The organism is Aliirhizobium sp. YIM B11859 (assembly GCF_057163345.1).
Genome location: NZ_JBXHAY010000013.1, coordinates 23,539 through 47,890 on the forward strand (window position 1 = coordinate 23,539; position 24,352 = coordinate 47,890).

At 60.9% G+C, this 24,352-nt stretch carries 19 protein-coding genes, 1 pseudogene and 1 riboswitch; of the genes and pseudogenes, 11 read left to right on the top strand and 9 right to left on the bottom strand.

What is annotated here, in order from left to right; genetic code table 11:
- The gene (locus tag AC2GXZ_RS29200) at positions 1-501 is read right to left on the bottom strand and encodes a CinA family protein (RefSeq protein ID WP_483762774.1); all 501 of its coding nucleotides are present in this window, start codon (positions 499-501) and stop codon (positions 1-3) included.
- Complete coding sequence (locus AC2GXZ_RS29205) at positions 498-1,691, bottom strand: bifunctional 2-C-methyl-D-erythritol 4-phosphate cytidylyltransferase/2-C-methyl-D-erythritol 2,4-cyclodiphosphate synthase (RefSeq protein ID WP_483762775.1); 1,194 nt, start codon at positions 1,689-1,691, stop codon at positions 498-500. The genes AC2GXZ_RS29200 and AC2GXZ_RS29205 overlap by 4 nt, the downstream gene beginning before the upstream one ends.
- A gap of 173 nt (positions 1,692-1,864) precedes the next feature.
- Between AC2GXZ_RS29205 and dusB the strand changes: the two genes are divergently transcribed.
- From dusB to ntrC, 3 genes are read left to right on the top strand one after another with little or no spacing between them, the layout of a single operon-like run.
- On the top strand, positions 1,865-2,887 hold the full coding sequence (dusB, locus tag AC2GXZ_RS29210) for a tRNA dihydrouridine synthase DusB (protein WP_483762819.1): 1,023 nt from the start codon (positions 1,865-1,867) through the stop codon (positions 2,885-2,887).
- On the top strand, positions 2,884-4,032 hold the full coding sequence (locus tag AC2GXZ_RS29215) for a two-component system sensor histidine kinase NtrB (RefSeq protein ID WP_483762776.1): 1,149 nt from the start codon (positions 2,884-2,886) through the stop codon (positions 4,030-4,032). The genes dusB and AC2GXZ_RS29215 overlap by 4 nt, the downstream gene beginning before the upstream one ends.
- The gene (gene ntrC / locus AC2GXZ_RS29220; RefSeq protein ID WP_483762777.1) at positions 4,029-5,480 is read left to right on the top strand and encodes a nitrogen regulation protein NR(I); all 1,452 of its coding nucleotides are present in this window, start codon (positions 4,029-4,031) and stop codon (positions 5,478-5,480) included. The genes AC2GXZ_RS29215 and ntrC overlap by 4 nt, the downstream gene beginning before the upstream one ends.
- A 79-nt stretch (positions 5,481-5,559) precedes the next feature.
- Here the strand turns inward: ntrC and AC2GXZ_RS29225 are convergent, their stop codons facing one another.
- Complete coding sequence (locus AC2GXZ_RS29225; protein WP_483762778.1) at positions 5,560-6,621, bottom strand: SDR family oxidoreductase; 1,062 nt, start codon at positions 6,619-6,621, stop codon at positions 5,560-5,562.
- 109 nt (positions 6,622-6,730) lie between these two features.
- Here AC2GXZ_RS29225 and AC2GXZ_RS29230 point away from each other — a divergent pair, with 109 nt between their 5' ends.
- Entirely contained in the window at positions 6,731-7,105 is a 375-nt protein-coding gene (locus tag AC2GXZ_RS29230; RefSeq protein ID WP_483762779.1) for a winged helix-turn-helix transcriptional regulator, read from the top strand.
- 95 nt (positions 7,106-7,200) lie between these two features.
- Here AC2GXZ_RS29230 and AC2GXZ_RS29235 read toward each other — a convergent pair whose 3' ends face one another.
- Both AC2GXZ_RS29235 and AC2GXZ_RS29240 read right to left on the bottom strand, forming a co-directional pair.
- Complete coding sequence (locus AC2GXZ_RS29235) at positions 7,201-7,788, bottom strand: YceI family protein (RefSeq protein WP_483762780.1); 588 nt, start codon at positions 7,786-7,788, stop codon at positions 7,201-7,203.
- Between the two features lie 21 nt (positions 7,789-7,809).
- Complete coding sequence (locus tag AC2GXZ_RS29240) at positions 7,810-8,379, bottom strand: cytochrome b (protein WP_483762781.1); 570 nt, start codon at positions 8,377-8,379, stop codon at positions 7,810-7,812.
- A gap of 262 nt (positions 8,380-8,641) precedes the next feature.
- Between AC2GXZ_RS29240 and AC2GXZ_RS29245 the strand changes: the two genes are divergently transcribed.
- Positions 8,642-9,214 (top strand): cytochrome b, encoded by a 573-nt coding sequence (locus AC2GXZ_RS29245; RefSeq protein ID WP_483762782.1) that lies wholly within the window; start codon positions 8,642-8,644, stop codon positions 9,212-9,214.
- Positions 9,215-9,312: 98 nt separating this feature from the next.
- On the opposite strand, the gene AC2GXZ_RS29250 is transcribed toward AC2GXZ_RS29245, so the two are convergent.
- Positions 9,313-9,576, bottom strand: a complete 264-nt coding sequence (locus tag AC2GXZ_RS29250) for a hypothetical protein (protein ID WP_483762783.1) — start codon at positions 9,574-9,576, stop codon at positions 9,313-9,315.
- A 332-nt stretch (positions 9,577-9,908) separates the two neighbouring features.
- A riboswitch (yybP-ykoY riboswitch) is annotated at positions 9,909-10,020 on the top strand.
- A gap of 75 nt (positions 10,021-10,095) precedes the next feature.
- On the opposite strand from AC2GXZ_RS29250, the gene AC2GXZ_RS29255 reads away from it, so the two are divergent.
- The 3 genes from AC2GXZ_RS29255 (at position 10,096) to AC2GXZ_RS29265 (ending at position 14,055) form a co-directional block, all read left to right on the top strand.
- A complete protein-coding gene (locus AC2GXZ_RS29255; RefSeq protein WP_483762784.1) occupies positions 10,096-10,659 on the top strand; it encodes a manganese efflux pump MntP in 564 nt (187 codons plus the stop codon).
- Between the two features lie 202 nt (positions 10,660-10,861).
- Positions 10,862-11,734 (top strand): GntR family transcriptional regulator, encoded by an 873-nt coding sequence (locus tag AC2GXZ_RS29260; protein ID WP_483762785.1) that lies wholly within the window; start codon positions 10,862-10,864, stop codon positions 11,732-11,734.
- Between the two features lie 710 nt (positions 11,735-12,444).
- The gene (locus tag AC2GXZ_RS29265) at positions 12,445-14,055 is read left to right on the top strand and encodes a M23 family metallopeptidase (protein ID WP_483762786.1); all 1,611 of its coding nucleotides are present in this window, start codon (positions 12,445-12,447) and stop codon (positions 14,053-14,055) included.
- 124 nt (positions 14,056-14,179) lie between these two features.
- Here AC2GXZ_RS29265 and AC2GXZ_RS29270 read toward each other — a convergent pair whose 3' ends face one another.
- The 3 genes and pseudogenes from AC2GXZ_RS29270 to AC2GXZ_RS29280 all read right to left on the bottom strand — a co-directional run.
- A complete protein-coding gene (locus tag AC2GXZ_RS29270; protein ID WP_483762787.1) occupies positions 14,180-16,636 on the bottom strand; it encodes a membrane-bound PQQ-dependent dehydrogenase, glucose/quinate/shikimate family in 2,457 nt (818 codons plus the stop codon).
- A 471-nt stretch (positions 16,637-17,107) separates the two neighbouring features.
- Positions 17,108-18,127, bottom strand: a complete 1,020-nt coding sequence (locus tag AC2GXZ_RS29275; protein WP_483762820.1) for a universal stress protein — start codon at positions 18,125-18,127, stop codon at positions 17,108-17,110.
- Positions 18,128-18,136: 9 nt separating this feature from the next.
- Positions 18,137-19,402, bottom strand: a pseudogene (locus AC2GXZ_RS29280) (cation:proton antiporter); the annotation flags it as partial.
- Positions 19,403-19,668: 266 nt separating this feature from the next.
- On the opposite strand from AC2GXZ_RS29280, the gene msrA reads away from it, so the two are divergent.
- The 3 genes from msrA (at position 19,669) to ntrX (ending at position 24,329) form a co-directional block, all read left to right on the top strand.
- The gene (msrA, locus tag AC2GXZ_RS29285; RefSeq protein ID WP_483762788.1) at positions 19,669-20,178 is read left to right on the top strand and encodes a peptide-methionine (S)-S-oxide reductase MsrA; all 510 of its coding nucleotides are present in this window, start codon (positions 19,669-19,671) and stop codon (positions 20,176-20,178) included.
- 526 nt (positions 20,179-20,704) lie between these two features.
- The gene (locus AC2GXZ_RS29290; RefSeq protein WP_483762789.1) at positions 20,705-22,975 is read left to right on the top strand and encodes a sensor histidine kinase NtrY-like; all 2,271 of its coding nucleotides are present in this window, start codon (positions 20,705-20,707) and stop codon (positions 22,973-22,975) included.
- Entirely contained in the window at positions 22,965-24,329 is a 1,365-nt protein-coding gene (gene ntrX / locus AC2GXZ_RS29295; RefSeq protein ID WP_483762790.1) for a nitrogen assimilation response regulator NtrX, read from the top strand. Before AC2GXZ_RS29290 ends, ntrX begins: the two co-directional genes overlap by 11 nt.
- Positions 24,330-24,352 lie beyond the last annotated feature (23 nt).

Below are 24,352 nucleotides of genomic sequence, written 5' to 3' on the forward strand. Positions count from 1 at the left end.
TCAGGAGCCTGCCGCTTCAATCAGCATATCGAAGGCGGTACGCAGCGTTGCAAGCCGGATTTCCGTTCGACCGATGTCACCGTATCGCATTTCCCGGTGAAGGCTTGCGCCCAAACGGTTGCGTGCCGCCAGGTGTACGAGGCCGACTGGCTTTTCAAGCGATCCACCGCCGGGGCCAGCAATGCCGGTCACTGCGATTGCGATGTTCGAACGTGAACGGAAAAGGGCGCCATTGACCATCTGCAGTGCGGTTTCCCTGGAAACCGCACCGAAGGCACCGAGCGTTGCCGCGTTGACGCCGAGCATGTCCATCTTCGCTTCGTTCGTATAGGTGACAAAGCCGCGGTCGACGACGGCCGACGAACCGGGAATTTCCGTCAGTGCACCAGCGATCAGTCCGCCGGTGCAGGATTCAGCCGTCGACAGCATCAGTCCGCCCGCCGAGAACCGTGAAACGATATGCCTTGCTGCCGCCTCGATATCGGCGGGAAAGAGGCTCACACGTTCTCTCCGCGATAGACGACCGTGGCCGTGGCGATTGCGGCGATGCCTTCCCGGCGGCCGACAAAGCCGATCGTTTCGTTGGTCGTCGCCTTGACCGAGCAACGGTCGAGCGAAATGCCGAGCATCGAGGCGAGGTTTTGGCGCATCCGGTCACGATGCGGACTGACCTTCGGGGCTTCGGCAATCAGCGAAATGTCGGCGTTCATGATCGTGCCGCCCTTTTCACGCACGATGCTGGCCGCATGCTCGAGGAATATTTTCGACGGCGCGCCTTTCCACTGCATGTCGGAAGGCGGGAAATGATCACCGATATCGCCGGCACCACAGGTCGCAAGCAAGGCGTCAGTGAGGGCGTGCAGGGCCACATCGGCGTCGGAATGGCCACTGAGTTTCTGGTCATGCGGGATGAAGACGCCGCAAAGCGTCACGCCGTCGCCTTCCACCAGCTGGTGGACGTCGTAACCGTTGCCGGTACGGACATCGGGCAGCATCTGGAGGGAGAGTTTTTCGTCGGCCATGGTTATATCCCGTTTGACGGTGAGTTTGACGTTCTCGACGGAACCTTCGACGATCGACACCGCAAGCCCGGCCCATTCCGCGATCGCCGCGTCGTCGGTAAAGTCGTCGCGACGAAGCGCCGCGGCCTTTTCATGGGCGGAGCGGATTTCCGAAAGGCGAAAACTTTGCGGTGTCTGGGCGGCATAAAGGCCCGTGCGCGGCACCGTCTCGTGGACCAGCCCATCCGAGCCTCCACGCTTCAGCGTATCGGTCACGCTGATGGCCGGCAACACGGCGTCGATGCCTTCGTCGAAGGCGTCAGCGATGCGATCGAGGATCGCGTGATCGACGAAGGGGCGGGCGGCATCGTGGATCATCACATGCGTCGCGTCGGTACCGGCAATGGCCTTCAGGCCTTCATGGACCGAGCGCTGGCGGGTCTCGCCGCCGAATGTCGTGGTGACCTCTCCGATGTCGCCGAGACCGCTGGTGGCGGCTGCAAAGAGCGCCTCGTCGTCCGGGTGGATGACGACCACGATCGGGCCGCGACGCGGCCAGTTCAGGAAGGTGTCGAGTGTGCGGGCGATGACGGAGCGCCCACCGATCGAGCGATACTGTTTGGGGCCCTCGTCCGGCGAGCCAGCCCTTTCACCTCGTCCTGCTGCGACGATGACGATACCGATTGTCATGGAGTTGCCGTCCCCGTCTTGTAGTCGAAATGAACGATAATCGAATTGGATTGACAGGCCGAGAACTATAGCCTCAAAAGCCGTAATTCCAGCACGTCGCTTAAAAATATCGCACATTCGAAAACGCTCTTGGCAAACGCTCAAGACCTGAATAAAAATAGTGCAGAATGCACATTTGCCTGAAAGATCATCAATTGCGCTGCAGCGATCTCGCCAGACCATTTCAGATCGGATCAATCACCGTCCGCAACCGGACAGTGCTCGCGCCGATGTCCGGCGTGACCGATCTTGCGTTCCGCAAGCTGGCATGGCGTTACGGCGCCGGCCTTGTCGTCACCGAAATGGTGGCGAGCCGCGAGCTTGCCATGAACAAGGGCGAATCATGGGCAAGGCTGCAGAATGCCGGCATGTCCCCGCATATGGTGCAGCTTGCCGGACGCGAAGCGCACTGGATGGCGGAGGCTGCAAAGATCGCCGCCGATAACGGCGCCGACATCATCGACATCAACATGGGGTGTCCGGCGAAGAAGGTCACCGGCGGTTATTCCGGCTCGGCGCTGATGCGCGATCCCGATCATGCGCTGTCGCTGATCGAGGCAACGGTGAAGGCGGTTTCGGTTCCGGTCACAGTCAAGATGCGGCTCGGTTGGGATCATGACAGTCTCAACGCACCGCTGATCGCCAGCCGCGCCGAGCAGGTCGGCGTGCAGATGGTGACCGTCCATGGCCGCACCCGCATGCAGTTTTACGAAGGCAAAGCCGACTGGGACGCGATCCATGCGGTGCGCGACGCGATATCCGTGCCGCTGGTTGCCAATGGCGATGTGCAGACGCAAGAAGACGCAGCCGAGATACTGCGCCGTTCGGGCGCCGATGCCGTGATGGTCGGCCGCGGCGCTCAGGGGCGGCCATGGCATGTCGGCTGGCTGGCGGGCCATGCCGCGCCGCAAGCGGGAGAAATCGCCGCAATCGTCATCGAACATTATGAAGCAATGCTGGACTTCTATGGCCGCGAAGCAGGTCTTCGGCATGCCCGAAAACATCTCGGATGGTATATGGAACGTCATGCCCGCGACATCGCAGCGGGGGACAAAGCGGCGATCATGGTGTCTCGTGATCCGGCCGAAGTGATCCGGCATCTCTCGTCTTTCTTCGGAAACGAACATTCAGACACGGCCCGCAAGGAGGCTGCATGACCAAGTCTGCCACTCAGGACGCCGCTCACGGGCAGGCGCTGGCCATGGCCGTGCTCAATTCGGTCCAGAATCCGGTCATTCTCGTCGATCAGGCGGGCGTCATCGCCTTCGCCAACTGGGAAGCCGAAACCTTTTTCGGGGCGAGTGCATCGCATCTGGCCAAGCACAAGATCTCGGGTTTCATTCCGTTCGGCAGCCCGCTTCTGGCGCTGATCGAACAGGTGCGCGAGCGCAAGGCGCCGGTCAACGAATATCGTGTCGACCTGTCCTCGCCGAAGCTCGGCCAGGAAAAGCTCGTCGATCTTTATGTCGCGCCGGTCTCGGGCGAACCCGGCTCCGTGGTGATCGTTTTCCAGGAACGCTCGATGGCGGACAAGATCGACCGGCAGCTCACGCATCGGGCTGCGGCACGTTCGGTCACCGGACTTGCCTCAATGCTTGCCCACGAGATCAAGAACCCGCTGTCTGGAATCCGTGGCGCAGCGCAGCTTCTCGAGACGGTCGTGCCGGACGAAGACCGGGCGCTGACGCGGCTGATCTGCGACGAAACCGACCGGATCGTTTCGCTGGTCGATCGCATGGAAGTGTTTTCCGACGAGCGCCCGGTCGATCGGGTGCCGCTCAACATCCATTCGGTGCTTGATCACGTCAAGGCGGTGGCCAAGGCCGGGTTTGCCCGCGAGATCAAGATTTCCGAAATGTACGACCCGTCACTGCCGCCGGTTTATGCAAACCGCGACCAGCTGGTGCAGGTCTTCCTCAATCTCATCAAGAATGCAGCAGAGGCTGTCGCTGGCCAGCCGGATGCCGAGATCATGCTGACCACGGCCTATCGGCCGGGCATCAAGCTTTCGGTCGCCGGTACGCGCGAAAAGATCTCCCTGCCGCTCGAATTCTGCGTCATCGACAATGGCCCGGGCGTGCCGACCGATCTCGTGCCGCATCTCTTCGACCCCTTCATCACCACCAAGACCAACGGCTCCGGCCTCGGGCTTGCGCTGGTGGCCAAGATCATCGGTGGCCATGGCGGCATTGTCGAATGCGACAGCCAGGCCCACCGCACCGTATTCCGTGTTTTGATGCCCATGCACAAGGAAGAGGCCGGTGACGGCCGCGCCTTGAACTCCACAGGAAGCGAAAAATGACTGCCACGATCCTTGTCGCCGACGACGACGCGGCCATCCGCACTGTCCTGAACCAGGCTCTCACCAGGGCCGGTTACGAGGTGCGCATCACATCGAACGCTGCCACACTCTGGCGCTGGATTTCAGCCGGCGAGGGGGATCTGGTGGTGACCGACGTGGTGATGCCGGACGAAAACGCGTTCGATCTTCTGCCACGCATCAAGAAGGCACGGCCGGATCTGCCGGTTCTGGTGATGAGCGCGCAGAACACCTTCATGACCGCGATCCGCGCGTCGGAAAAGGGCGCCTACGACTATCTGCCGAAGCCCTTCGACCTGACAGAGCTGATCGCCATTATCGGCCGGGCGCTGGCCGAACCGAAGCGCAAGCCGGCGCGTCTCGACGACGACATGCAGGACGGCATGCCGCTTGTCGGCCGGTCGGCTGCGATGCAGGAAATCTACCGCGTGCTGGCGCGTCTGATGCAGACCGACCTGACGCTGATGATCACCGGTGAATCCGGCACCGGCAAGGAACTGGTCGCCCGCGCGCTTCATGATTACGGCAAGCGCCGTAACGGGCCGTTCGTCGCCATCAACATGGCGGCGATCCCGCGCGACCTGATCGAGTCGGAACTGTTCGGCCATGAGAAGGGCGCCTTTACCGGGGCGCAGAACCGCTCGACGGGCCGTTTCGAACAGGCTGAAGGCGGCACGCTGTTCCTCGACGAAATCGGCGACATGCCGATGGACGCCCAGACCCGCCTTCTGCGCGTGCTGCAGCAGGGCGAATATACGACGGTCGGCGGGCGCACGCCGATCCGCACCGACGTACGCATCGTCGCCGCCACCAACAAGGACTTGAAGCACCTGATCAACCAGGGGCTTTTCCGCGAAGACCTGTATTATCGCCTCAACGTCGTGCCGCTGCGCCTGCCGCCGCTGCGTGACCGTGCGGAGGATATTGCCGATCTCGTCCGTCACTTCATGCAGATGGCGGAGAAGGAAGGCCTCGATCCAAAGCGTTTCGACAACGAGGCGCTGGATGTGATGAAGGCCTATGCCTGGCCGGGCAATGTGCGCGAGTTGGAAAATCTCGTGCGCCGCCTGATGGCGCTTTATCCGCAGGACGTCATCACCCGCGAGATCATCGATACCGAATTGCGCTCCGACGTTCCCGACAGCCCGATCGACAAGGTCAGCCCACGCAACGGGTCGCTGACCATCGCCCAGGCCGTCGAGGAAAACATGCGGAGCTATTTCGCCGGCTTCGGTGACAACCTGCCGCCTCCGGGGCTTTATGACCGTGTTCTGACCGAGATGGAGTATCCGCTGATACTCGCAGCACTGACGGCCACCCGCGGCAACCAGATCAAGGCGGCGGATTTGCTTGGCCTCAACCGAAACACGCTTCGCAAAAAGATCCGTGAACTCGGTGTGTCGGTCTATCGCAGCTCGCGTGGTGCATAGTTCCGCCAACCCTGCATAGCCATATAATTGAGGACCGGCCAACACCTTGGCCGATCCATCGGCAGCTCATGGCTCCCGTCTAGGGGATAAGCCGGTCGGCGCGCAATTGTTCGAACAATGCGTAGAAAGCATCGTCGGTTGGCTGGTAGTCGAGGAAACCCAGCCGGCGGCTTTTCGACATGTCGGTCACGACCTCGATCGGGCGGCCGAGATCGGCATCCGTATGCCAGGGGGAAACGAGCCGATGGATATCGGGCTCGACAAGTGCGTGGCGGGTGGCGATCTCGCGCCAGACAGCCGCGTCATCGGCCATCTGCTGTTCGAGAGGCTTCACTGTCCCGTCGAAATCTGCCGGTTCGAGGCCGAACCATGCGGCGATACGGCCCCACATCCAGTTCCATCGGAAGATATCGCCGTTGACGACGTTGAAATCCTGATTGGCCGCCGCCGGTGTGGTGGAGGCCCAGAGAAGATGCCGGCCCAGCAGTGTGGCGTCGGTCATGTCGGTGAGGCCGTTCCACTGTATCTCGACGCCGGGGAAGCGGAAAGGCCGGCCCGTGTGTTTGCAGATGGCGGCATAAACGGCAAGCGTCGTGCCCATGTTCATGGCGTTGCCCACTGCCTTGCCGACGATCGTATGAGGGCGATGGACGCTCCAGGTGAAGCCGTCGCGCGCCGCGGCTGCGAAAACCTCGTCTTCCTGGGCGTAATAAAAATTGTCGACGTCGATGCGGCCTTGTTCTTCTCTGAAGGGTGTTTGCGGCAGCGAGCCTTTTCCGTAAGCCTCGAACGGTCCGAGATAATGCTTGAGGCCGGTTACCAGCGCCACATGCCTGACCGAGCCCGCCGGCGACAACGCGTCGAGCAGATTGCGCACCATGGCGGAATTGACGCGAATGTTTTCGACTTCCGTAGGCTGCCGCAGCCAGCTCGATATGAAGACATGCGACGGCTCGATGCCTGATAATGCGGCGGCGAGCGAGGCCGGATCCAGAAGGTCGGCCGCGACCGGCGTCACGTCTGTCTGCTCAAGCGGCTTGCGGGCAAGGCCCCAGATCTGCCAGCCATCTTCGACAAGGACTTTTGCCGTCGCGCTGCCGACAATGCCACTTGCGCCTACGATCAATGCTTTCTTCGTCATAACTTCTCCTGCGGTTGCAGCGCTCATCTAGTCTTTTCGGCAAGGGCTTGCCAGAAGGCACCCTGACGGGACATAGGTACCCTGACGTAACCACTTCGGAGATGGATTGATGGAGCCCGGCTCACCCGATCACGAGTGGCGCGAGGATTGCGCGCCGCGGCGCGTGCTGGAGATATTTTCCAGCAAATGGACAAGCATGATCCTGCATGTGCTGCACACCCGACTGGATGGTTGTGCCCGGACCGGGGTGCTGCTTCGCAGCCTGCCGGGCATTTCCAAGAAGATGCTGACCCAGACCCTGCGTGACATGGAAGCGGCCGGCCTGGTCAACCGGCGTGTCTATGGCACGGTGCCGCCGGCGGTCGACTATACGCTGACACCGCTCGGCCGGCGCTTCGTCGAGCCGATCGACCTGCTCTACGGCTGGGCAAGGGACAATGCCGATGCACTCGACGCGCTGAAAACCAAAAACGCGGCCGGTTAGACATCTAGCGTCGAACAACGGGCTTCAGCCGCAGCGGCTCTGAGGCGCTTGCCGGTTTGCTGACGGATCTCCGTGCTCTCAAGGGGAGATCCGGACTAGTCGCGCTGACCAACGATGACCATGTCGAACTGGACGACATTGGAGAAGATCGGGGTGCCGACGTCCATCGCGTAATGGGAACGGTAGATCTTTCCGCTGACGGTGAAACCGATCATCCGGCCGTTCCATGAGGTGAGCTTCACATCGAAGGTCTCGGCGTCGCTATGTCCCTTTGCCGTCAGCGTGCCGGTTACACGGGCGCTTTCAGGGCTGGTCTGAACGACATGTTCCGAACGGAATGAAATCGTGTCGAAATGGCTGGTATCGAAAACCGCCGAGGAGCGCAGGAAGTTGTCGACCCGTTCCTGGCCGGTGCTGACGCTTTCCGGTCGCAACTCGAAATTCACCGTGGCATGGCCGATATCCCCGGCCTTCAGGTTGAATGTCCCCGAAAATCCGCCGAACCTTCCCTTGATGCCGCCGCCGCCAATCTGATCGACCATGAAGGCGATGTCCGAGGTTTTCGAGATTGCGTAACGGCCCGCTGCGTCGGCAAGGCTCGGCGTGCTGACCGCTGATCGGCCGATTTCGGGCATGGATGCGCCGATTATCAGCGACGCGATCAAAACTGTCTTGCGGATCATGACTTTTCCTCCCGAATGAGATCATCGCTTTGTCGAACTGTGCCGTCGGCCGAGCATGCGGATCAGCAGGCCGTCGCGACGGATGTAATGATGAAAGAGGGCGGCGCCGGAATGCAGCGTGACGAGCGCCAGCATCAGATATGCGAGCACTGCGTGGGACTCCGTCCACCAGGCCTCTGCGGCATCCGATTTTGGCACGGGCAGATGGGGAATGACGAACAGGTTGAATGCGAATGTCGGGATTTCCAGCGTCGAGACGGAGGCAATCATCCAGCCGGCGAGTGGCACGAATAGAGTAAGTGCGAGGAGAAGATGGTGCATGCCACGGGCTGCGAGATTTTCATGCGGACTGCTGCCGATGGCCGGCAGCAACCTCACCCGAGCCAGGGAATGGAAAAGCCTTATCGCCGCCAGCAGAAGCGCCAGCATGCCAAAGGACTTGTGCCATTGAAAAATCGAAAACTGCAGTGACGGATCAATCGAGGGCCTGGTCATGACGAAGCCGTCCGCGATCTGACTGAAGATCAGCAGGGCGATGATCCAGTGAAGCAGGATCGTGATGGGGCTGTAACGGTCATCGGGGTTACGCATGGGCGGCCTTCCGCGATCAGGTCGTCTGCACTCTTTCCGCGTGACCGTGCGCCGCTCATATTCCCCTTGCAAATCGCGATGGATCACGCCGCATCACAAAAGCGGATCGGTCCGAGATCCAGCGCGGAAGGGCTTTTTGACAATGATCATCGAAGATGAGGCCCTGTGCGGCAAGGCGGAGATCGCGCTTACGTGATCGCTCCGTGATGGAATAAAAGCGGTGTTTGCGGTGCCATTGGGTCGTCAGCAATGGAGACTTCCGATGGATTTCACGACGCAAACCAACGCCCGCCGCGCGGCTGCGACCAGATACGACCGGCCAACGATGATTTTTCACTGGCTCACCGCGGCTCTGGTGATGGTCCAGTTTGCCACCGCGAATATCTGGCCGCTGCTGGAGCGAGGCACAGGCCCCAGACTTGGCCTTATCGGTAGCCACCTCACGCTGGGGATCGTTCTTTCCGCGCTTGTAGTGGTGCGATTGTTCTGGCGCCTCGTGTTCGGGGAGCGGCGTCCGGTGTCATTGCCGCGGCCCCATCGCATCGCTGCCGGCGTCGTTCACGCTGCTCTTTATGGCCTGCTGATTCTGCAAGTCGTGCTCGGCTACCTGTTGGGATGGTCCGCGGGGAAACCGATTGCGTTTCTGGGAATTCCGGCGATCCCGCCGCTGGTGGTCGTGTATGGGGACGGCCGCCATCTGGTCGGAATGCTTCACGAATATGTAGCGTGGATGGTCATCGCCGTCGCGACAGCGCATGCCGGTGCCGCACTCTTTCACCACTACGTGCTGCGCGACGGCGTGTTTCGCTCGATGGCAGGCTGGAAAGCAGAGTAGAGGGCAGGGCTGTTGCGAAACCCTGTGCGAGCAGACAGAGCGCCCATGGACGTCACCGTCCGGAGGGAGCGCTCCGTTTTTCAAGCGAGAATGCAGAACTACCGTGTCGGCGTCACCAAATATGCCTGCACATCCGGCAAGTATGACGGGCTGGTGGATGACGTGCGTGGAGCGATGCCGCCGGTCAGCAGGCCGCCGACCAGGATGCCGGCAATGATGCCCCGAAGACAGACGCTGACTGTTGCACTCTTCGGCAGCGGAGACAGATCAGCCTTCCGACAGTGCCGGTCTGCGCCCAGTCCGCGCTCGTTTCCGGAGATGTCGCCGGTGTGGGCCGAAGCCAACCGACCGGATCTCTTCATCGTCAAATGTCCAGAAAGCGTCATGAGATACTCAGCAAGACTTCTTGTTGATAGTCATTCGCAGCAATATGGCTGTTCTGCGAATGACTTGCAATAGCGATTTTTAGACGTCTGGAGACGTTGGGAAACCGGCGAAGGGTGTTGGCGGGAGTTGGCAGGCAACGGCAAGGCGACCGGACAGGCAACCCGCGAACTGGAGATGCGCGGACCGCGACCATGGCGGTCATGGCATTTTCGGGCGTTGCGCGCCCAGATGCAAATGCAGTTGCAAGTCATTGTTAAGTAGACATATTCCCGATGAAAAATCTCATCTTTCGTTGACATCGGGAAAGCCTTCGCTTAGTGGCTCCCGCATCGGGGAGTAGCCACCGCTGACCCAGCGGGAACGCGTCAACATGCTCGTGCGCATCTGCACGTGGCGCGTTCAGTCGATCTGATCGGCTCGGCGAGACCGTGGCGAAATCTGCCATCGGACAAGGCAGTTGACGCCCGGTTTCCATCGTCCACGAGAGGTTCAAGATGTCGGTCATCGCAATCATCGTGCTCGCGTTCAGCATGTCCATGGACGCGTTTGCCGTGTCGGTCGGCCGCGGTGCCGCATTAGGGCGCCCGAGCTTCAGACAGGCTGTGTGGACCGGCGTGGTGTTCGGCGTCGTCGAGGCGATCACGCCGCTGATCGGATGGGCTGCCGGCGTCGCAGCGTCGAGCTATGTCACGGCCGTCGATCACTGGATCGCGTTCGGCCTGCTTGCCGTCGTCGGTGCGAACATGCTCTACGCCGCCTTCAAGAACGATGCGGAAGAGGACGAGAAGCCCGGCATGTCCTTCCTTGTCCTGATTGCAACGGCGATCGGGACCAGTCTCGATGCCATGGCCGTCGGTGTCTCGCTGGCGTTCCTGCAGGTCAACATTCTGGTCATCGCGGGGGCGATCGGTGCTGCTACGTTCCTGATGGCGTCCGGCGGCATGCTGGTCGGCCGGTTGATCGGCGAGCGCTTCGGCCGCATCGCCGAGGCCGTCGCGGGGCTGGCCCTGATCGGCCTCGGCGCCTCGATCCTCTATGAACATCTGTCTGCCGTCTGATCAGCGACGCGGGGCAACGGCTTCGTCTGCGGCGCTTGGCCGATCGTTTCGGCTTGCGGCTTATTTTCCACATCTCGACCTTGATCCCGGATGCGGCGTGACCGTACGATAGGTTTTTACGCTGAAAACGTTCTTATTGGTTGATGAGGGCGTTGGTGGCTTGGACGTCCGTGCGCCAACGAATTCTCTCAGGTGGTTCTCAGTGGAAAAGCGAAAAACGAAAGAACGAAACCGGGTGTCATTGGTCGGCCAGGTGGCGGAGATGATCGCCGCGGCGGGGTCCCGACAGGGAGACCGATTGTTCGAAGCCCGGATCGCCACCCAGCTTCAGGTTTCACGCGCCCCGGTGCGTGCAGCGCTCGATGAACTGATGGAAAAGGGTTATGTCGGCCGGCTGAGCAACAAGGGTTATATCCTCGAAAAGCCGATCGATCCGCAGGACCTTGCGGCGCTGGGCGAGCGAAAGCCGGCTGCCGAAGAACATTATATGGCGATTGCCAACGACCGGCTGGACAAGAAGCTGCCGACGATCGTCAAGGAGCAGGAACTTGTCCGCAGATATGGGCTGTCTCTCAGCGATGTCCGCCGGGTGCTTGCGAGAATACTGGCTGAAGGCTGGGTGGAGCGGTTACCCGGCTATGGCTGGCGGTTCTCCGAAATGCTGGACATGCCGGAAGCAATTAGCAAGCTGATGGGCTTCAGGCGCATGTTCGAACCGCAGGGCATCCTGGAACCGACCTTTTTTATGCCGCAAGCAAGGATCGACGAGGTCAGGCGCAATCAGCAGACCTTGCTGGACCGCGACCTCGGCCAGTTCACCCCGGCGGAACTTTTCTTTCTCGGCTGCGAGTTTCATGAAGCTCTCGCGTCAGCTTGCGGCAATCCGTTCGTTCTTGAGACGCTCAAGCGGATCAACACGATGCGTCGCCTCTATATGTACCGTTCGAACGCCGAGGCCCATGATCGGGTCCGGCAAAACGTCATCGAGCACCTGGATATCCTTGCTCTGATCGAGCGTGGCGAGATGGCTGCTGCCTCCAAGGCTATGCTGGATCATCTGACGATACATATGTAGCGATCCTCTGACACGAGCGCTGGGTTGACCCTATAGGGTTGGGGATTGCCTTCTCCATTCCGGCGCATCGCTTGCTGTTTCCCTCTCTCCACAGGCTGAAATTCGCGGCAGCTTGCTCATATATTTTTGTCTTTTGTATTGTAAAAAGACACTTTAATTTTGTGAGCTCTTCATTTAAGGAGGTCCTCCAGGATGCCGAGCCTCATGGGAAGCTCAGCCACAAGTGACAGGTGGTGGCGAGGATCACAGACGCTGCTGCGCCTCCATCGAGGAGCTGATGACGACATATTCCAAGGCCACTGCGCGGCTGCTGGCAAGCTCGTGTTCGGCAGTCTCAAGTCAAGACGCCGACGGGGCAGGTCTGTCCTCTTGATGATGCAGCCGTTTTGACAATGCAGGCCAGCAAAGCCGTCATTCTCAGTGAGCTCGGCACTACAGCGCCGATCCTGCTGACGGGCAGGAGGTCACCCGATCCAAGGGCGGTATCACTGCGATGGCTGGTCGGAACGATTCTCGTGGGGTTGAGCAGTTCGGCACTCATGGGATTTGCTCTTGCCACAGCGACGTCAGTCTACCGGGCGAATTTGCCTGCCGGCAGTGCCTCGCGAATGGTGCCTCGGACTGATGATCAGAAGATGGTTCGTGGTGGACGGGTCGTTCCCGGCCGGATTCAAAATCTCAGAAGCAACATCAGGAAGCTCGATGTCGCGATGGTGACGAGTTCCAATGGTGCTGAGGTGGTCCGCCGCCAGCCTTTCGTATTGTCGACGCTCCCGTTGTATCGCAGCCCGCCCGTCACCTCGGACTACCCCGAATTCGACCCTGCGAGCCTTTACCGGAGACGACAACAGGCGCCGGATCTGCAGACCAACCAGTCGTTTTATTCCTCCGACCTGCAATCCGACATTACCGTCAAGCTGGTTGACTTTCCTTCGGGGAAAAACGGTGCTTCGATCGCCGAGGCACCGAGCACGGACGAAGTCGAGGCTTCCGTTCGCACGGACGGCGCGCTGCTGTTGTCGGGCCAGACCCAGGCCGTGTCCGCGGCATATTTCGACGAGGAGCGCTTTAACGACGACGGCACCTTGCCGCCGCAACCATCAGCGCGGGTTCTCAACTCGAACATGACGATCTCTTCGGAGACCCGCATCGGGCCGACCAGCCTGCAGGATATCGACGATCTGGTGCCGGTCGAGGACGACATGGCTGTCGATCTCGCGCTCAGCCGGGCTGGTTATCGCCAGCCCGAGGATGAACTGGCAGCCGTCGCTCTCGCGGCGCGTCTGCACGAGGGCGGCCTGCGCCACGGTGATCTGCTGCGCGTCGTTTCTCGACGCAGCGACGGCATGTCATCGGTCATCGGGGTGGGAGTCTACAGGCGGGGCGTCGAGATCGCGACGGTGGCAAGGCGCGACAGGGGAGATTTCGTCGATGCGCCGCCATTGCTTCCCCCTCTGGAGCCGGATGGCAGCGGCGTGGACACTGCCGGGGCCGGGGAAACGGCGCCGACGATCTATGATGCTCTTTACCGCTCTGGCCTGTCGAACGGCCTTGGGCTCGATACGATCGCCTCGATCATCGCTGCGATTTCGACAAGCGTCGATCTGAAAATGCCGCCGCAAAAAGGCGACCGGGTCAAGGTTCTGCATCCCCAGGCCGAGAATGCCGGCGAGGGGCAGGTTGCCTTCGTCGAGGCGGAGATAGGCGGCAAGCACCTGCGTCTATACCGGTTCAGGGCGGCGGATGGCGAGAACCCGGAATTCTACGATTCCCAAGGGGCAAGTTCGCGGCAGTTCCTCTTGAGGAGCCCGCTGCGGAACGGCCGGATAAGTTCGGGCTTCGGTATCAGGCGCCATCCGATCCTCGGCATTGTCCGCATGCATACGGGTGTCGACTGGGCGGCGCCCAACGGAAGCCCGATCATCGCCACCGGCGACGGCATCGTCGAGAAGGCTGCCTCGGTCGGTGGCGGTTATGGAAACCAGACCGTCATCCGGCATGCCAACGGTTTTACGTCCTCCTACAATCATCAGCGGGCGATCGCCAAGGGCATCTTGCCGGGTGTCAGGGTGGAGCAGGGGCAGGTTATCGGCTGGGTCGGATCTTCCGGTCTTTCGACCGGGCCGCACATCCACTACGAGCTTGCGATCAACGGCAACCGTGTCGATCCCCTGACTGTCCGCTTTCCGAGCGGAACCGTGCTGCAAGGCGAGGATCTTAAGGTATTTACCCAGCAGCGCGACAGGATGGACGCGATTATCGGCGGAAAAGACGACGGGATGGAATCGGTCAGTTCGTCCTGGATCTTGCGGCACGGCTAGATCGGGCGGTTATGGCCGGCAAAAGCCGGGTGATTATTTTTCCGGGTCAACCGCGGGAAATCTGTTCATCAACGGGCAATAGCCGAGAAGCTCGGGCGCGGCGCAAGCCGCGCCCGATGTCGGTTTATTGCGGAAGAGCCCAGGCGATTATGCTGTCGCCCAGCTGCGTCGGTATCCGGTCATGACCGCCGACAACGGCGACCACGTACTGGCGGCCGTTCTGAACATAGGTCAGCGGTGCCGCCTGGTTTCCGGCCGGCAGTCTGTCTTCCCAGAGCAGTTCGCCGGTCTCGGAATTATAGGCCCGGATGAACTGGTCGAGGGCTGCACCGATAATCGTGACGCCGCCGGCGGTCGCCACGCCAGTGCTGTCGCTTGGCGTGCCGATCTGCCACTTCGTGCGCGACCGCATGCCAAGCGGACCGCTGTCATATCCGGTGCCGAAAGGCCGGCTCCAGGCGACGTCACGCGTGCGCAGGTCTATCCCGGAGATGAAGCCCCATGGCGGCGCTATGCAGGGCTGATGCAGAGGCGACAGCCACGGATCCTTCGATGCGCCATAGGCCTGGCCGGACTGCGGGCGATAACCCTTCGACTGGCCGGGGGCCTCCTGGAAGGACTTGGAGCCGATCGCGTCGAGCTCGGCGCGCGGCACGAGACCTTCGAGATAGGGGAGGCGCTGGTTGTTGATCATCATCATCCCACGCACGGGGTCGACCATGACGCCACCCCAGTTCACGCCGCCATGATGGCCGGGATAGATGATCGACTTGCGATCGACCTCTGCCGGCGTGAACACGCCTTCATAACGTGCCTGAACGAAATCCGCCCGGCACGCCATGTGATCGAACGGTGTCAGACCCCAGGTGCTGGCCTCCGTCAGCATCTCATGATCACGGCTCGGGCGTCCCATCGTATTCGGCATGTCGAGTGACATCGGCTGCGTCGGCGAGGTTCGCTCGCCGCCAACCGTGGTCTGGGGAACGGGCATTTCGGTGACGTCGACCAGCGGCTTGCCGGTCTCGCGATCGAGGACGTAGAGCTGTGCCGACTTGCCTGCCTGAATGATGGCCGGGCGAACGCCGTCGGGAGTCGGAAAGTCGATCAGCGCAGGGGTCGGGCTGAGGTCGTAGTCCCAGAGGTCGTGATGGACGACCTGGAACTTCCAGCGTTCGTCGCCGCTCTGGGCATCGAGTGCCACAAGAGACGTGTTGTATGCATCTTCATAGGCCGTGCGGGTGCCGCCATAAAAGTCGCCGGCGGGGTTGCCGAGGGTGACGTAGACGAGGCCGAGCTCGTCGTCTGCTGCCAGCGGCGCCCAGGAGTTGGGTGTGCTCAGCGTATAGGTCTCGCCCGCAGGCGGAGCCGTCTTAACGCCTGGCCGGCCGATGTCGAAAGCCCATTTGAGCTTGCCGGAGACGGCATCGAAACCGCGCACCACACCGGAAGGCGCAGGGCGGATGTCGGAATCGATGACCTGGCCACCGACGACCACCGTGCCGCGAACGATCGTCGGTGCGGATGTCACGGCCGACGAGCCCGGACGGAAATTGCCGACACCCGGCTTGAGGTCGACGAAACCGTTATCGCCGAAGGCCGCGCAGGATTGACCGGTAAGCGCGTCCACGGCGCCGAGGCGCATGTCGGTCGTACCCCAGATGATCCGCTTGGCGCAGGGATCGGTCGAGTTTGCGACCTCGTAATAAGAAACGCCGCGGCAATTTGCGCCACCGCCGGCGAGATACGCCGGATCAACCTTCGAGTCGAAACGCCAATTTTCCTTGCCGGTTTCGGCGTCGAGCGAAATGATGATCTGCGTCGGCGAGCAGGTGTAAAGCGAATTGCCGACCTTGATCGGGGTCGCCTCGTTGAGATAGGCAGTTTTCCCACCCAACGGCTTCAGGTCGCCGTGATGGTATTCCCAGACCTTCGTCAGCTTCGAGGCGTTGGCGGCAGTGATCTGATTTGCCGCAGAATAATGCGTCCCGAGGTTGGAGCCGGCATAGGCCGTCCAGTTCGTCTCGTCATGCGAGGCTGCAACATTGCCATCGGGAGACGAGACGGTCGTGCGGCTGAATGCTTCCTTCGGCCGTGTGCTGACAAGGTTGTTGTCGGCAAGTTCAACGCCGGGAAACCAGGTGATCGGCACGAGGATCGCGAGCAACATGATCAAAGGCAATACGCCATTGACCGTAAGCCAGGCGATCCCGCCAATGCCGGGAATGCGGCGTTTGACGATCGGCCAGAAGAGCAGCAGAAAACCGCTGACGGCGATAAGCCACGCGGTGCGCGGAATATAGGCCCAGCCGTTCGCTCCGGATTCCGCTATCGACCAGGCGAGCGTTGCCAGCGAGGCGACGGCAAAGACGTAGAACCCAATCCGTTTTCCAAGCGCCATCAGGACCACGGCGGCGATCAGCGCTATGCCCATCGCCACGTAATATGGCGAGCCGCCAAGCATCAGCAGCCGGCCGCCATAATAGGCCAGCGCCGCGCCGAGAATGGCGACCAGTGCGAGGTAAAACAGAAAGACGTAATCGCCCACGCCATGTTTGGGACGAGCAACATTGTTGCCAGCCATAGATATTCTCCATGTGACTTGTGTAGGATTTATTTTGATTGCAATGCGGCCTGCCAGACATGGCAGACCGCTTCTCCGGACGACATGTCGTCCGGCAGATGGTTTCCTTCAGTTCAGGAACGGTGCTCTAGCTGATCGCCGTCAGCCAGGAGCATCGTCTGGACAGAGGTTTTCCGATGTCTCCCGCATGCGGCTTGCATGGTTTCTGCAAGCACGCAAATTTTCCCGTAGGTCGCTCACCATCAATACGCCCGAACGCATGTTGCGCCATTCTGTGTGTGTGTCATTACGTCGCGGAAAGGCGAGGCGATGTCAATTCTAAAATGTCTTTTAGATTTAAAAAGAACACATTTTGATGGATGCCTCGCGCTCGGATCTGATGATGGTAATGGGCATCAATATGCGCGCATTTGGCCGGAGACGCGTGAAACGGGTATCACAGCCCGCTGCGGGGATAGGCGGCGTATGCGGTCACTCGTTGACCGCACCGGTTTTTGCCAGTTCGGTCTCGACGAAAATGCAGGATCTGTCGGCCGTGTTCGCCAACGTGTCGGCGACATCGCCGTAGGACAGATTTTCGCTGGCACGACGGCTTACGCCAAGGACGATGAGATTATAGCTGCCGGAACGGGCCTGACGAAGAATGGCCAGTTCGGGTGAGGCACCCTGCTGAACGATCTTTTCTGGCGTGACTTCGTAATATTCACCGATGGCATCAATCTTGCGGAACACCTCGTCGCGATAACTGCCCTCGTCGCTGACCCTTGGAGCGGCGGAGGCCTGGCGCTGTTCCTCGATCAGCAGAACGGCGCAATCGGCCTTTGCCGCCTTCGCCAGGGCGATGGCAAATTCGGCGGCCCGGATCGATCGTTCGGTGCCGCTGACGGGGATGAGGATCCGCAGATCGCGGTTCTTTTCCGGCAGGTGGTTTCTTGCCGAAACGATGATGGAGGTGCCGGCGAATGCCGACGTGATGATCTGAAGCCTGTCATCAAAACTGCCGTCTTTTCCCGTCGAGGGTTCAATCCCTGCGACAAGCAGATCGTGGCCGGCTCCGGACAGCTCTTTCAATGCCGCATCCAGCTCGGCGTCCTTGTCGAAACTGCCGACATGTATCTCGTTCGGCTCGCCATCCGGTCCGTCGACACCTTCGGCTCGTTGGCTGACCAGTTCCGGGATGGTTTCGGCGTCGCCCGTTTTTTCTGCGGGCCTTTCCTCGCTTTTGCCGTCTTCGGAAAGCTTGCGGTTGTCGATGTCGAGCACTGTGACCGGCATGCGCCGGCTCGCCGCAAGAAGGGCTGCAATCCATGCGGCCAGCCTGCTGCTCGACGATCCATCGACGGCCAGCGCAATGCGCTCGAACCGTGCGACAAAACTGTCGGTTTCAAACGCCTCGCGCTCGAGGCGCCCTTTTTCCTCGTCGCGCAGGGGAAGCCGCGCCAGAGCCCAGCGAAGCGTCGGTGGCATGGCCATCGTGGTGATGATCGCCATCGCGACGATGACGGAGAAGAGCTGTTGGTCGAGGACGCCGACGGAAAGGCCGATGGTTGCGACGATCACCTCCGTCGAGCCACGCGCATTCATGCCGCAACCGAGTGCCATTGCCTCGGCGGTCGTATGGCCACCGAAACGCGCGGCGGCAAAGGCTCCGCCGAACTTGCCGAGCGAGGCGATGAGAACGACAGCTGCGGTGAGGAGGGCTACCTGCGGATTGGCCAGAACGGTCAGATCCGTCTGCAATCCCGTCAGCCCGAAGAAGACCGGCATGAACAGCGCGGTCGTCAGTGCCCTCAGCTGCGTGTCGATCTGGCGGGTAAGAATGGGCGATTCTCCCACCAGGATGCCGGCCACGAAGGCACCGAGAACGGTATGGACACCGATGGCATCGGTTATCATCGCCATGCCGCCCATGATGGCGATGATCGCGCTCAAGACAGGCAGTTCGCTACGGAACGTGTCGTTGGTCCAGCGGATGATCTCGAATACGATCCGCCTGCCGATGGTGAAGCTGAAGGCCATGAAGGCCAATGTCCCGATGACGCTTTCCGCAAGGGTGAACAGGTCGACGGTGCCGGTCTTTGCAAGCCCGAACGTCACCGCGATGATCACCTAGCCGACGGTATCGTCGATGATCGCCGATGCGACGATCAGCTGTCCGACGTTGCGCCGCATGAAGTTCATTTCGCGAACGACGGAAGCGACGATCTTGACCGACGAGATGGAGAGTGCGGTGCCAAGGAAAAGCGAGGTGACGAGGCGCTTGTCCGGATCGGGCAGAAAGCTGTCCGGAATGAGTTCGCCAAGCGCAAAACCGAGCGCGAAGGGAATGACGATACCTGTCAGAGAAACGCCGGTCGCCGATTTCCGCAGCTTCCTGGCCAGGCCAAGGTCGGTTTCCATGCCTGCAAGCAAAAGCAGGAACAGGATGCCCAACTGCCCGACGGCATCGGTCATGCTTTTTTGCGCTTCGGTCGATGGAAACAAGGTTTTCTGAAAATCGGGGAAGGCGAGGCCGAGAATGGAGGGGCCAAGGATGATGCCGGCGATGATTTGCCCCATGATCGAGGGCTGTCCGATACGGACCATCATTTCACCGAGCAGCCGGCCGGCAATTACAAGAATGACGATCTGAAGCAGAAACAGTGCTTCGGACGGTTTGGAAGCCGCCTCGCCACCGGCCGCGAACGCGACCGATGCGAGAAGTGTTGAGAAGACAAGGGCGGTGGCGAGAAGGTGAGGGAAAAGGCGTGTTATCGAGGATAGCATTGAACTGTTCCGTTGGCGGATATCAACGGGACAACATTCTCCATGTTCCGGAGAGATAAAGATTTCAGATCATCGGCTGCAGCGTCGATCCGAGGAACGGCATGACATCCTGCCTTCGGGGTCCTCCGCACCGGGGCACTTGTGAATTTCCGTCAGTAAACGAATGGCGGTTGGCGACGGATTGGTGCACGATACGATCACAGGCGCTGGCATTTGCGGGGGCTCGTACCCATATCTGCATCATCCAGACAACAAGGAGTTTTCCCATGACCACAGAGCGTGCAGTTTTGGCCGGCGGTTGCTTTTGGGGCATGCAGGATCTGATCCGGCGTATTCCGGGCGTGGTCAACACCAAGGTTGGTTATACCGGCGGTGAAGTGGCAAACGCGACCTATCGCAACCATGGAAACCACGCGGAAGCGATCGAGATCACCTTCGATCCTGCGAAGACCAGCTATCGCGATCTGCTGGAATTCTTCTTCCAGATCCATGATCCGAGCACTTTGAACCGGCAGGGCAACGATCTGGGTGCCAGCTACCGCTCCGCGATCTATTATACCAGCGAAGAGCAGAAGAGGGTTGCGGAAGACACGATCGCCGATGTCGACGCTTCCGGCATCTGGCCGGGTAAGGTCGTCACCGAAGTTGCGGCGGTCGGCGACTTCTGGGATGCCGAACCCGAGCATCAGGATTACCTGCAGCGCTACCCTAACGGCTATACCTGCCATTTCCCGCGGCCGAACTGGCGGCTGCCGAAACGTCAGGCCGTTGCCTGATCGCAAGCACAACGTGTCGCGAGGCTGTGACCTGTACCCGGCCGGCCTCGCGTCTCCGGCGGCAAGACTTGGGCCGTGAATGTAAATCCGGTGCAGCCGACGCAGGGACGTCTTGCTCGCGAGGAACGCCCCCTCCGCTGTGGATAAACTTCTTAGAAAGCGAGCGCCTTGCAGCGTTTCGCGGTGTCCTCATGCGACGGCACGAGTTGAAAGGCGCTATTCTACAGTAATTCGTGGAATATTGGCCTCATGCGCCAATTCAGCCCCGCTGTTTCCGTGGCAAACTATCTGTTTTCGTTGGACATCCGGTTATTGTGACAGGACGAATTCAACACCTGCTTGACAGGGCGAGTCCATCGTTGCATTTTCGCCACAATGCGTTGCTTAGAGGTCACGCAAGCGTCGCTTGCTCGACCGGTCGCATCTGTGCCGGTTTCCGAGACGGCAGATTTTCGATCAGTCATGGCTCGTCTCTCCACCTTGTGGTCTGGCGATCAGATATTGGCCCCAGGACGGGAGGGAGACGATGGTGGACGGCCGAACAGCGCCCCTTACCGACGGTCACGCGGCAACTCTCGTTCAGGATCGCCGGGCTTCCTTCGCGCTTCCGGGCTTGCTTTTGGCCGGCGGCGCGCTGATCTGCGCCATGCTGACCTTGCTGGTGCTGCTCGGCCTGACACCGATCGCCCCGACCGGTAACGTCGTCATCGCCTCTGCGGTGATCAACTCGCTGTTCATTCTCGGCCTGGTGTATCTCATCGGGCGCGAGGTCACCCGGCTCGTCAGGGCGCGCAACCGTGGCCGGGCGGCAGCGCGGCTGCATGTGCGCATCGTGGTGCTGTTTTCGATCGTCGCGATAACGCCTGCCGTGCTGGTGGCGATCTTTGCCAGCCTGACGTTGAATGTCGGCCTCGACCGGTGGTTTTCACTGCGCACCCAGTCGATCGTTCAGTCGTCGCAGGACGTTGCACGCGCCTATATGATGGAGAATGCAAGCTACCTGCAGGGACAGACCGTATCGATGTCGAACGATCTGGAGCGCAACCGGGCGATGTTCTATCTCGACCGCACCGGTTTCCTCGACCTGATGACGCGGCAGGCGCGCGGGCGCGGCATGCTCGGCGCCTTCCTGGTGCAGGAAGATGGCCAGGCGATCGCGCAGGCCGATATCAAGACCGAGCGGCCGCTGCCGGCCATTCCCGCCGATGCGCTGAAATCTGCCGCTGCCGGCCAGCCGACGCTGATCCCGCCGGGCGTGACCAATTTGGTTGGTGCGGTGATCAAGACCGACGCAATCTCCGGCACCTTCCTCTACACGATCCGTGCCGTCGATCCGAAGGTGATGAACGCGATGCGGCTGATGGAGGAAAACAGCGCCGAATACAAGTCGATGGAAGCAGGGCGAATGTCGCTGCAAGTCGCCTTTGCGGTCCTCTATCTCGGGTTTGCGCTGATCGTGCTGCTTGCGGCAATCTGGGCGGCGATTGCCGTCGCCGACCGTATCGTGCGGCCGATCCGTCTTCTGATCTCGGCCGCAGACAGTGTCGGCAGCGGCAATCTCAACGTCGTCGTACCGGTGCGCGCGGTGGACGGCGATGTCGGCAGTCTGGCACGGACGTTCAACAAGATGATCTCGGAAATCCGCACCCAGCAAGACGAGATCCTGGAGGCCAAGGACGAGGTGGACGACCGCCGCCGGTTTATCGAGGCGGTGCTCTCGGGCGTGACGGCTGCGGTGATCGGCGTCGACGACCGGCGCATCAGCATCGTCAACCCGTCGGCCGAGGAAATGCTCGGTACCAGCTCCGGCGATCTGATCGGCAAGACGCTGCAGGACGTGGCGCCGGAGATCGACCATGTCCTGACCGAAGCGACGACACGTTCGCGCGGCGAGTTCCGCAAGGAAGTCAACCTGATGCGCGGCGGCAAGGAACGTACGCTGTCGGTCCAGGTGACGCGCGAGGAACAGCGGACAGCAAGCGATTCCCATGTCATCACGCTGGATGACATTACCGATCTGGTGATTGCCCAGAGATCGACCGCCTGGGCGGATGTGGCACGCCGGATCGCTCATGAGATCAAGAACCCGCTGACGCCGATCCAGCTTTCCGCCGAGCGCCTGAAGCGCCGTTACGGCAAGCAGATCGACGAAAACGACCGGGCCGTGTTCGACCAGTGCACGGATACGATCGTGCGGCAGGTGGGCGATATCGGCCGCATGGTCGACGAATTTTCCTCGTTCGCGCGCATGCCGAAACCATCGAAGGAAATCGCCGACCTCAGGTCCATTTTGAAGGACTCGATCTTCCTGCGCGAGATGGGAACGACCCATGTGGATTTCATCCGCGAGCTTGGCGATGCGCCGCTGAACGGCCTGTTCGATGCGCGGATGCTTGGCCAGGCCTTCGGCAATCTCGTCAAGAATGCCGTCGAGGCGATCGAAATGGTGCCGGCCGGCGAAGAACGCGACGGGCGCAAGGTGATGGTGCGATCGATCTATGACAAGGCGAGGGATCTCTTCGTCGTCGACGTGGTCGATAATGGCGTCGGTCTGCCGACGGAGAACCGCCACCGTATTTTGGAACCCTATATGACGATGCGGGAAAAGGGCACGGGCCTCGGCCTCGCGATCGTCAAGAAGATCATCGAAGAACACGGGGGCCAGCTCGAGCTGCATGATGCCCCTGCCGATTTCGATCATGGCAAGGGCGCCATGATCAGGGTGCTTCTGCCGCATGTCGAGACAAAGGCGGCACCCATTACGGATAAAGACAAGGAAATGGCTTATGGCGTCTGACATTCTGGTTGTCGATGACGAGGCGGATATCCGCGAAATCGTTTCGGGCATTCTCTCCGACGAGGGCCACGAGACGCGGATGGCCTATGACAGCGACAGCGCATTGGCGGCGATCTCCGACCGGGTGCCGCGGCTGGTGTTTCTCGACATCTGGATGCAGGGCTCAAAGCTCGACGGGCTGGCGTTGCTCGACGAGATCAAGAGCCGGCATCCCGACCTGCCGGTGGTGATGATTTCCGGTCACGGCAATGTCGAGACGGCCGTGTCGGCGATCAAGCGCGGGGCCTTCGACTTCATCGAAAAGCCGTTCAAGGCCGACCGGCTGATCCTGATTGCCGAGCGTGCGCTGGAAAATTCCAAGCTCAAGCGTGAGGTCTCCGAGCTCAAGCGGCGCACCGGCGATGCCGCCGAACTGATCGGCACGTCGGTTGCCGTGTCGCAGCTTCGCCAGACGATCGAGAAGGTCGCGCCGACCAATAGCCGCATCATGATCCTCGGTCCGTCCGGTTCCGGAAAGGAACTGGTTGCCCGGATGATGCATCGCAAGTCGTCGCGTGCAGCCGGACCGTTCGTGGCGCTCAATGCTGCGACGATCACCCCGGAGCGGATGGAAATGGCGCTGTTCGGCACCGAGGGAACGCCCGGCCAGCCACGCAAGATCGGCGCGCTGGAAGAGGCGCATCGCGGCATTCTCTATCTCGACGAGATCGGCGAAATGCCGCGCGAGACCCAGAACAAGATCCTGCGCGTGCTCGTCGACCAGCAATTCGAGCGGGTCGGTGGCTCCAAGCGGGTGAAGGTCGATGTCCGGATCATCTCATCGACCGCCTATAATCTCGAAAGCCTGATCTCCGAGGGGGCGTTCCGCGAGGATCTCTATCACCGGCTGGCAGTCGTTCCGGTGAAGGTGCCGGCGCTTGCCGAACGGCGCGAGGACATTCCGTTCCTCGTCGACATGTTCATGCGGCAGGTTTCCGAACAGGCGGGCATTCGACCGCGCAAGATCGGCGACGACGCGATGGCGGTGCTGCAGGCGCATGACTGGCCGGGCAATATCCGCCAGCTGCGCAACAATATCGAGCGGCTGATGATCCTTGCACGCACCGACGGGCCGGACACGGCGATCTCGGCCGACATGCTGCCGACCGATCTCGGCGACATGCTGCCGAAGGTTTCATCCAAGGGCAATGTTCACATCATGACGCTGCCTTTGCGCGAAGCCCGCGAGATGTTCGAGCGCGACTATCTGATCGCCCAGATCAACCGTTTTGGCGGCAATATTTCGCGCACCGCGGAGTTTGTCGGGATGGAGCGGTCGGCACTGCACAGGAAGCTGAAATCGCTCGGCGTCTGAGGCGCCGGCGGACAGGATGACGG